At 68.9% G+C, this 9,580-nt stretch carries 10 protein-coding genes and 1 pseudogene; 7 read left to right on the top strand and 4 right to left on the bottom strand.

Annotated elements, in window-relative coordinates; all coding sequences use genetic code 11:
* Positions 1-81: 81 nt before the first annotated feature.
* From AR539_RS19640 to AR539_RS03525, 4 genes and pseudogenes are all read right to left on the bottom strand, one after another.
* Positions 82-669 carry a substrate-binding domain-containing protein gene (locus tag AR539_RS19640; protein WP_231728473.1) on the bottom strand — a complete coding sequence of 196 codons (588 nt, stop codon included), beginning with the start codon at positions 667-669 and terminating at the stop codon, positions 82-84.
* Positions 670-1,016: 347 nt separating this feature from the next.
* Positions 1,017-1,124, bottom strand: a pseudogene (locus AR539_RS19635) (hypothetical protein); the annotation flags it as partial.
* Positions 1,125-1,265: 141 nt separating this feature from the next.
* A complete protein-coding gene (locus AR539_RS03530) occupies positions 1,266-1,892 on the bottom strand; it encodes an alpha/beta hydrolase (RefSeq protein ID WP_066432592.1) in 627 nt (208 codons plus the stop codon).
* Positions 1,893-1,901: 9 nt separating this feature from the next.
* Positions 1,902-3,122, bottom strand: a complete 1,221-nt coding sequence (locus tag AR539_RS03525) for a beta-ketoacyl-[acyl-carrier-protein] synthase family protein (RefSeq protein ID WP_066432591.1) — start codon at positions 3,120-3,122, stop codon at positions 1,902-1,904.
* 401 nt (positions 3,123-3,523) lie between these two features.
* Between AR539_RS03525 and AR539_RS03520 the strand changes: the two genes are divergently transcribed.
* The 7 genes from AR539_RS03520 (at position 3,524) to AR539_RS03490 (ending at position 9,571) form a co-directional block, all read left to right on the top strand.
* Positions 3,524-3,787, top strand: a complete 264-nt coding sequence (locus tag AR539_RS03520; RefSeq protein WP_066433102.1) for a DUF6458 family protein — start codon at positions 3,524-3,526, stop codon at positions 3,785-3,787.
* Between the two features lie 591 nt (positions 3,788-4,378).
* Positions 4,379-5,182, top strand: coding sequence for a DeoR/GlpR family DNA-binding transcription regulator (locus AR539_RS03515; protein WP_066432590.1), 804 nt, complete (start codon positions 4,379-4,381; stop codon positions 5,180-5,182).
* A complete protein-coding gene (locus tag AR539_RS03510) occupies positions 5,179-6,165 on the top strand; it encodes a 1-phosphofructokinase family hexose kinase (RefSeq protein WP_066432588.1) in 987 nt (328 codons plus the stop codon). The genes AR539_RS03515 and AR539_RS03510 overlap by 4 nt, the downstream gene beginning before the upstream one ends.
* Positions 6,166-6,167: 2 nt before the next feature.
* Entirely contained in the window at positions 6,168-8,231 is a 2,064-nt protein-coding gene (locus tag AR539_RS03505; protein WP_066432586.1) for a PTS fructose transporter subunit IIABC, read from the top strand.
* 56 nt (positions 8,232-8,287) lie between these two features.
* Positions 8,288-8,566 carry an HPr family phosphocarrier protein gene (locus tag AR539_RS03500; RefSeq protein WP_056428072.1) on the top strand — a complete coding sequence of 93 codons (279 nt, stop codon included), beginning with the start codon at positions 8,288-8,290 and terminating at the stop codon, positions 8,564-8,566.
* A 220-nt stretch (positions 8,567-8,786) separates the two neighbouring features.
* Entirely contained in the window at positions 8,787-9,281 is a 495-nt protein-coding gene (locus AR539_RS03495) for an SRPBCC family protein (protein ID WP_066432584.1), read from the top strand.
* Positions 9,282-9,283: 2 nt separating this feature from the next.
* A complete protein-coding gene (locus AR539_RS03490; protein ID WP_066432582.1) occupies positions 9,284-9,571 on the top strand; it encodes a DUF7218 family protein in 288 nt (95 codons plus the stop codon).
* Positions 9,572-9,580: the final 9 nt, after the last annotated feature.

Here is a 9,580-nt window from a genome sequence, read left to right as displayed (position 1 = left end):
GGCTTGGCAAATTTTGGGGGGCGGGCGGCGGCGCCACTCCGGCGGGGCTGGGTTGCGGCGGCGGTCCGCACCGGGCGCCGGTCAGCGCCGGCGGCGGGTGCTCTTGCGCTCGATCAGCTTGGTCTCCAGCTCGTGGCGGGACGGGGGATGCGGAGGTCCCGGGCGGTGGAGCCGGTCAATTAGCAGGTTGGCCGCGAACGCGCCCTGGTCGGCCACTGGCTGGGAGATGGTGCTCAATCCCAGGAAACAGCTCATCTGATGATCGTCTATTCCTATGATGGACACGTTTTTGGGCGCAGACAAACCGAGATCCCGCATGGCCATGAGGGCGCCGAAGGCTGTTTCGTCGCAGCCGGCGAGGATCGCGGAGGGCATCCGGCGGTTGTCGAGGAGCTCGATCATGGCCCGGCGGCCGCCCTCGATGCTGGACCCGGCCCGCAGCACCAGATCCGGATCAACCGTCAGGTCATGGGCGGCGAGCGTTTCCTCAAAACCCCGCAGCCGCTCCGTGGCCGTGACCAGGGTCGGCTCGCCCGTTTCAGTGTCGGCGAGCATGGCCAGGTCCCAGTGGCCCAGGCCCAGCAGGTGTTCCGTGGCCGCGCGCGCCGCGCCGGCGTCGTTGATGCCGACGTTGTCCCAGGGCACCCCCTGCATGCCGACGCTGGCCACGGCCAGCCCCGACCCGCGAGAGCGTCCATTTCGGGTTCGCTCAGGGCGATATTGAGCAGCAGGACCCCGTCCACGCGCTGGGAAAGCCCGGCGAGGTCACCGAAGAGTTTGCTGCGCACGCTGGGCCGGTTCCGGAGGGAGATCAGGACCGTGTCGTAGCCGCCGTCGGCCAGCACTTCCTCCGCCGCTTCCACGGCCTGGGCGAAAAACCAGGCAGTGGCGGTGGGGGTGATGATGGCCACGGAGCCGGTGCTGCCGCCGGCCAGCCGGGAGGCGGCCGGGGAGGCGCGGTACCCGAGTTTGTCCGCGGCGTCACTGACTTTGGCCCGGGCGGCGGCGGAGACGTTCGGAAGATTGCGGAGAGCCCGCGAGACGGTGCAGATGGAGAGCCCGGAGAGCCCGGAGAGCGCGGCGACGTCCTGGATGGTGGCGCGCGGCGCCTTGGCCTGCTGCACGGGCCCAGCCCTTTCTTCCCCCTGTAGTCGCGGGCCGGAATGATGGCCACGTTGAGTGTAAACGCTTACAAAATTCGCGCGCAAGTGGACAAAACGGGATCAGGCCGTTTGGCCCTGGCGGACCGGGTCAGTTGTCCGAGGTCAGTTGTCCGGGCGCAGGACGTAGTGGCGGAGGAACGCGCCGACGTCGACCATTTCTGCCTTGGAAATGGCGTGGCCCATCCCGGGATAGGTCCTCGCCGTGAGCTGCGTGTGCTCGTGGAGCCACTCCTCGGTGTGCTCCGTGGCGGCGTCGTTGATCACCACGTCGTCCCGGTCGCGGCCCCAGAAGAAGGGCGGCCGGGACTCAAACGTTTCGCTCATGGCCAGCAGTTCGTTCTCCAGGACAAAGCCGGACAGCCCTACGGCGGCGCGGAACTGGGCGGGCCGCAGCCGCAGCAGGGTGGTGGCCATGGCCATGCCCTGCGAGTAGCCGAACAGGCTGACGCTGCTGTGCTGGGCCTTGACCGATTCGATCCAAGCGAAAACCGCGTTGCTGGAGGAGATGACGTCGGCGAAGTCATGGGTCAGGAAGTAGTCCAGCAGGAACCAGCCGTAACCGTCGCCAATGACCTTGGGGCCGCGGACGGCTGCGCAGGTGAACTCCGGCGGCACGGCGTCGAACAGCTGCGCCATCCGGGATTCATCCCGGCCGTAGCCGTGCATCATGACCAGCAGCGGGGTGCCGGCGCGTTCATGTTCCGGCTTGGACCAGACCACAGTCTCCATCGGAACAGCCTAGCTTCCGGTGATCACCAGCGCGGTGCTGTGCCCGCCGAACCCGAACGCGTTGGCGATGCCCGCCGTCGCGGGCAGGCCTGTGGCTGTTGTCCGGACGAGGTTGAGGTCGATTCCCTCGCCGGGTTCGTCAAGGTTGGTGGTTCCGGGAAGCGCCCCGGTCCGCAGGGCCTGGACCATAACGACGGCGCCGAGCGCGCCCGCGCCGCCCAGAAGATGGCCGGTGAGGGATTTGGTGGACGTGACCGGAACCTGGTTGCCGAGCACGGCGTTGATGGCCTCCGCCTCCAGGCGGTCACCCACCGGGGTGGACGTCGCGTGGGCGTGGACCAGGCCGATGTCGTGCGGTTCCAGGCCCGCGGCCGCGATCGCTTTTTCCATGACCCGGCGCTGCATGGCCGGGTCGGCGGCGACGATGTCGACGGCGTCGGACGTCACGGCGGTGCCGGCCACCACGCCGAGGATGTCGGCCCCGCGGGCCAGTGCGTGGTCTTCACGTTCGAGGACCAGCACCGCGGCGCCCTCGGCCAGCACGAATCCGTCCCGGTCCCGGTCGAAGGGCCGCGAGGCGGACTGCGGGTCGGTGTTGCGTGTGGACAGGGCCCGGATCTGCGCGAATCCGCTGAGGATGAGGCCGTTGATGCAGGAATCCACGCCGCCCGCGATCACCACGTCCGCGGCGCCGGCCCGGATCATGTCGGCGGCCTGGGAGATGGCTTCCGCGCCCGAGGCGCAGGCGCTGACCGGGGTCCGTGCCCCGCCCCGGGCCCCGACGTCGATCGACACCCAGGCCGCGGGGGCGTTGGCCATGATCCGGGTGAGGGTGTGCGGGGAGACCCGGCGGGGGCCGCTGGCGTCCAGCGTCCGGGTCTGCTCCAGGGTGGTGTCCAGGCCGCCGTAGCCGGAGCCGATCACCACGGCGAGGCGCTCCGGGTCGGCCTGCGGGCGGCCGGCCTGGGCCCACGCTTCCCGCGCGGCCACCAGCGCCAGGTGCCCGCAGCGGTCCATCCGCTTGAACTCGGGGGTGGTGAGCTGCGAGGCGACGTCGGCGAGTACCCGGCCGGCCATGCGGACGGGCAGGTCCTGCGCCCAGTCCGCGTCGAGCGCTGCGATTCCGGAGCGCCCGGCCAGCATGGAGGCCCAGGTTTCCGCCGCGGTTCCGCCGACGGGGGTCACCGCGCCCAGTCCGGTGACAACAACTCTCGGGGAAGCTTCAGGCATGGGTACCGGTATTTCTGTGTGGTCCGCCGTGTGGCCCGGGGCCCGCGGCGGGTGTGCGGTCGGGTTCAGGGCGGAACTGGCGGGCGGTGCGGGCGGGGCTGTGGGGTGGGGTTAAACGGCAGGCACCGGGCTGACGCGGCGCTCCCTTTCAAGAGTACGTGCCGCCCGTTTCCGCCGCGCCGACCGGGTCCGACGTCGGGGATCCGCTGCGGAAACGGACACCCGCACCCCTGATCCGGTCCGCGGCTGTCCGGAACCGCCGCGAAAAACAGTTTGACGTGCGAAAACTGGCCGGAGTGGCGCCGCTTAAATCGTTGAAACAACCCGCACCGGGCTGTAGCGTGACGCTGGACAGCATGCTTAGCAATACCTATCCGTCCATCGGACACAAGGAGCAAGTCATGAGAATCGGTTCCTCCATCTTCCTCATCGCCCTCGGCGCCATTCTGGCCTGGGCCATTGCCCCCGGGCTGATCCCCAACGTGGACCAGACCATGGTCGGCTACATCCTGATGGTGGTGGGCGTGATCGGACTCATCGCTTCCCTGGTCCTGGCCTCCCCCGGACGCAGCCGCACGCGCCGGGTCAGCGAGACCCGCTCCGTCGTGGACCCCAACACCGGCGAGACCATCACCCGGAACGAGAGCCGCGACGCCGGCATCTAGTCCCCCAGCGCGGCAATGCTCCACGAAACGCCGCAGCAACGACCCGCACGCCGGGCCGGACATCACGTCTGGCCCGGCGTGCGGCGTTTCCTCTCCATTTCCACCCCGGCCCGCGGCACATGCCCAGCCTCCGCAGCCACCTGCGGACATAGTGCCAACATGCGCAATGCCCAGCACAAAGACTGGACATGCCCTCCGCTCCCGGAGCCAGGCCTGCTTGAAAAATGGACATGTCCTCCGGCTCACCACCGGCTCCGCGGCGCATGTCCAGCCTTCGCGGCCACGCGCGGACACAGCGCCGCCAACATGCGCACCGCCCAACACAAAGACTGGACATGTCCACAGGCTCACCTCCCGGCCCGCGGCACATGTCCAGCCTGCGCAGCCACCCACGGACATAGTGCCAACATGCGCATTGCACGGCGCGAAAAATGGGCATGTCCCCCTGGGGGTGCGGTGAGGTTTCTGCGTTCATGTTGTTTTTCATTGACAAAGCCACAGATTCAAAGATAAAGTCAATCAACTCCACTTCATGTGATGGCTATCACGGAGGTGGCGAAAGGCCCGCAGGACTGACACAAAGGAGAGCCAGTGTTCGCCGAGGAACGCCAACAGCTGATTGTTGGGCTCGTTACTGCCAGTGGCCGCGCCAGCGTCACGGACCTCGCCGAGCGTTTCAGCATCACTACGGAAACCGTCCGCCGGGACCTTGCCGCCCTTGAAGCCGCCGGCAGCGTCCGCCGGGTCCACGGCGGAGCAGTGTCCCCGGACCGCTTCAGCACCACCGAGGAAAGCATCCTGGTCCGCACCGACCAGCGGCAGCCGGAAAAAACCCGGATCGCCCAGGCCGCCCTCGCACTCATCCCGCAGGACGGCACCGGCAGCATCCTGGTCGACGCCGGCTCCACCACTGAGGCCCTGGCTGAACTCCTGGCCGCCCGGACGGCCGCCGCCACCCCCGCCTCGGGGCCAGCCTCCGAGCTCGTGGTCATCACCCACTCCCTGCCCGTCGCGGTGCGGCTCTCCGGCGAACCCGGCATCGCCCTGCACATGCTGGGCGGCAAAGTCCGCGGCATCACGCAGGCCGCCGTCGGCCAGTCCACCGTGGAGGCCGCCCGCCGGATCCGCCCGGACATCGCCTTTATCGGCACCAACGGCATCCACGCAGCCTTCGGGCTGAGCACTCCCGATCCTGAAGAAGCCGCTGTCAAGGCTGCCTTCGTCCAATCAGCGCGCCGCATTGTGGTGCTGGCTGATGCCTCCAAGCTGGACACCGAAACCCTGGTCCAGTTCGCCTCGTTGAAAGATCTGGACGCCTTGATCACTGACACGAAACCCAGCCAGGACCTGGCCGACGCCCTCGCGGACGCCGGCGTTGAGGTGGTGGTCGCATGATCGTCACCCTGACCGCCAACCCGAGCCTGGACCGCACCGTGGCTCTGCCCGGGCCTCTGCTCCGCGGCGAGGTCCAGCGGGCCGTCTCTGTCCGGCAGGAATCCGGCGGCAAGGGAGTCAACGTCTCCCGCGCACTGGTCGCCTCCGGCCTGACCACGGTGGCCGTGCTCCCCGGAGCCGAAGCGGACCCCGTCCTCGCCGGGCTCCGCGCCGGCGACGTCCCGTTCTCCGCCCTTCCGATCGGTGAGCCGCTGCGCAGCAACGTGGCCCTCACCGAGCCCGGCGGTGTCACCACCAAGATCAACGAACCCGGCCCGGTGCTGAGCGCGGAGCAGCAGGAAGCCCTGATCGGGCTGCTGCTGGACCGCTCCCGCGGCGCCAGCTGGGTTGTGCTGGCCGGATCGCTCCCACCCGGGGTCCCGGCCGACTTCTACGCCACCGTCACCCGGCGGCTGCGCACCATGGATCACGGCAACGAGGCTCCCCTCATCGCCGTCGACTCCTCCGGCGAACCCCTCGCCGCCGCGGTTGCCGGCGGAACGCAGGGGACGCCGGACCTCATCAAACCCAACGCCGAGGAACTGGTGGAACTGGCTGCCGCAGCCGGATTCGCCACGCACAAATCCGCCGAGGAACTCGAAGCGGATCCGGAGGCTGCCGCAGCGGCCGCCGCCGCCGTCGTGCGTTCCGGAGTGGGGGCCGTGCTGGCCACGCTCGGCTCCAAGGGTGCGGTGCTTGTGACGGCCGACGGCGCGTGGCTGGCCACGCACCCGCCGGTCACTGCGGTGAGCACGGTAGGCGCCGGCGATTCGTCGCTGGCCGGCTACCTGCTCGCCTCCAGCCAGGGCGCCGCCCCGGCCGATTGCCTCCGCCAGGCTGTGGCCCACGGTGCCGCCGCCGCTTCGCTGCCGGGCTCCACAGTCCCGGCAGTCCACCAAACCACCCCTGATGCCGTAACCATCACGGCCCTCCGGAAGGATTGACAGTGTCTCAGCTCATAACTACCGAACTGGTCGAGCTCGACCAGAACCTGGGCAGCTCGCCCGAGGACGTAATCCGGCACCTGGCAGGCAGGGTTGCGGCCAACGGACGCGCCACCGAAGTCGAGGGCCTGTTCGCCGACGCGTTCGCCCGGGAGTCCAAGACCGCCACCGGCGTTCCCGGCGGCATCGCCATCCCGCACTGCCGCTCGACGGCGGTGACCGAACCGACGCTCGCGATGGCCCGGCTGTCCCAGCCGGTGGACTTCGGCGCCAAGGACGGCCCCGCGGACCTGATCTTCTTCATCGCGGCCCCCGAAGGCGCGGACCAGGAGCACCTGAAGCTGCTCTCCAAGCTGGCCCGTTCGCTGATCAAAAAGGACTTCACCGCCGCGCTCCGCGCCGCCGGCTCGGAGGCCGAGGTCGTTGAACTGGTCGAGGGCGCCCTCGCGGACAAGCCTGCCGCGGCAGCTCCTGCAGCGGCCACAGCAACAGCCGCAGCCGGCGCGGCGGCTGCCGCCCCGGCCGGGGCCGAGTCGGCCGCGGCAGCCCGTCCCAAGCGCCTCGTCGCCGTGACCGCCTGCCCCACCGGCATCGCCCACACCTACATGGCCGCGGATTCGCTGGTGGCCGCAGCCAAGGAAGCCGGCGTCGACCTGCAGGTCGAGACGCAGGGGTCCTCCGGCGCCAAGGCGCTGGACCCGGCCGTAATCGCGGCGGCCGACGCCGTGATCTTCGCTGTGGACGTCGACGTGCGCGGCAAAGAGCGTTTCGCCGGCATGCCGGTCATCAACGCACCGGTCAAGCGCGGCATCGACGAACCGGACAAGATGGTCCAGGAGGCCCTCGCCGCGGCGGACAATCCCAACGCCCGCCGCGTCCCGCACTTCGGCGAGGACCAGGCCCAGCAGGCGGCCGAGGAAAAAGGCGAGCACTTCGGCACCAGGCTGAAGAAGGCGCTGCTCACGGGTGTCAGCTACATGATCCCGTTCGTGGCAGGCGGCGGTCTGCTGATCGCCCTCGGCTTCCTGTTGGGCGGTTACGACATCACTGCCTTTGCGGACAAGATCCTGACGGAGAACACGCTCACCAATCTGCCTACCGAGTACCCTGAACTGGCCTGGGGCCCGCTGGGCGCGTACCTGGGTGCCGTGATGTTCAAGATCGGCGCACTGTCGCTCGGCTTCCTCGTCCCGGCACTGTCCGGCTACATCGCGTTCGCCCTGGCTGACCGGCCGGGCATCGCCCCCGGCTTCGTCACCGGCGCCGTGGCCGGATTCATGGGCGCCGGCTTCCTCGGCGGCATCGTCGGCGGCCTGCTGGCCGGCTACACGGCACACGCCATCGGCCAGCTCAGCGTCCCCCGCTGGCTGCGCGGCCTGATGCCGGTGGTCATCATCCCGCTCGTGGCATCCCTCGTCGCATCCGGCCTGATGTTCCTCGTCCTGGGCGGCCCGATCGCCGCCATCACCGTGGGCCTCAACGACTGGCTGAACAGCCTCACCGGCGCCAGCGCCATCGCCCTCGGCGTTATCCTCGGCCTGATGATGTGCTTCGACCTCGGCGGACCGGTCAACAAGGTTGCCTACGCCTTCGCCGTCGCCGGCCTCGGAGCAGCAACGATCGAAAACCAGGCCCCGTGGCAGATCATGGCGGCCGTTATGGCCGCAGGCATGGTTCCGCCGCTGGCCATGGCCCTCGCCTCCACCGTGCTGAACAAGCGGCTCTTCAGCCTGGCGGAGCAGGAAAACGGCAAGGCCGCCTGGCTGCTGGGAGCCTCCTTCATCTCCGAAGGCGCCATCCCGTTCGCCGCAGCCGACCCGCTGCGCGTCATTCCCGCCAGCATGCTCGGCGGAGCCGTGACGGGCGCCATCTCGATGGCAGCCGGAGTGGGATCGAAGGCCCCGCATGGCGGCATCTTCGTCTTCTTCGCCATCGACAACTTCCTGATGTTCGTTGTGGCCATCGCGGCCGGAACCGTCGTCACCGCCTTCGCCGTCATCGGCCTCAAGCGCTACGCAGTCAGGAAGCCGGTTGATACGGTGGAGCAGGTTCCCGTAGCCGCCTGAGCCGTCCGCAAAACCGTCCCCAGCTGACAGTCCCCACGCACAACCAAGGAGCAACAATGACCGAACGTAACGCCACTATTGCCAGCCGCGTCGGGCTGCACGCCCGCCCGGCCGCCATCTTCGCCGAGGCTGCGGGCGAGTTCGATCTCGAGATCACCATTGCCCGGCTGGGCGAACCGGTCGACGAGGCCATGGACGCCGCCAGCATCCTGTCCCTCATGAGCCTGGGCGCCTCCCACGGCGAGGTCGTGGTGCTGCGCGCCGAGGGCGACGGCGCCGACGCCGCCCTGGAGCGCCTGGTCCAGATCCTCGAAACGGACCACGACGCCGAATAGCGTCACCGCCCCCGGCCCTGCCGCCGGCACAAAAAGCCCGGCCGCACCCTGCAAAGGGGCGGCCGGGCTTTTGCGTCCGGTCAAAACCCGGGCACTCCCGGAATTTGTCAGCAAACTTAGTAAATGCTTGTCACGGCCCGGCGGCGCCGATAGTTTGGACACCGCGGCACCACCGCCAGTGGCCTGCCGCAGGACCAGTTCCGAACAGAGGAGACGCCCCGTGGCAACCGTGCAGCACAGCATTGAAGTCGACGTTCCGGTGTCCACTGCGTACAACCAGTGGACACAGTTTGAGACCTTTCCCGAGTTCATGAAGGGCGTTGAGTCGGTGGAACAGATCGACGAGACCTCGCTGCAGTTCCGCACCGACATCGCCGGCGTCCGGCGTGAATACCTCGCCCAGATCACCGAGCAGACGCCCGACCGGAAGATCGCCTGGGTCAGCACGGACAAGCCCCGCAACGCCGGCACCGTGACGTTCGAACCGCTCGGCGCCGAACGGGCCCGGGTCAACGTGGAACTCGAATGGGAACCCGAGGGACTGGTGGAAAAGGCCGGCTCGGCAGTCGGCGCGGACAGCCGACAGGTCACGGCCGACCTGGGCCGGTTCAAGGAGTTCATCGAATCCCGCGGGATCGAGACGGGCGAATGGCGGGCCTCCGTCGCCCAGGGCGAAGTGGACGACGCCGGCTCCGACGGCCCGTTGCCGCGGTAGCCATGCCTGCGAAGAAGAACGCCCCGCGGGGTTCCGAAAACCCCAGCATCAAGGACCCGGAGGTCTACGAGGCACTCCTGGAGGACGGCGCGTCAAAACAGAAGGCCGCCCGCATCGCCAACGCCGCCGCCAAGAAGGGCCGCTCCGCTGTGGGCCGGAAGGGCGGCAAATCCGGCGACTACGAGGACTGGACTGTGGCCCAGTTGAAGGAACGCGCCAAGGAGGTCGGCCTCAAGGGGTACTCGGCGAAAAAGAAAAGCGAGCTCATCTCCGCGCTCAGGAACTCCTGATCACGGTGG

This window comes from Arthrobacter sp. EPSL27 (assembly GCF_001512305.1).
Lineage (GTDB): Bacteria > Actinomycetota > Actinomycetes > Actinomycetales > Micrococcaceae > Arthrobacter.
Note: the sequence above shows the minus strand (reverse complement) of the source record. Positions and strands in the feature narration are given on the sequence as shown.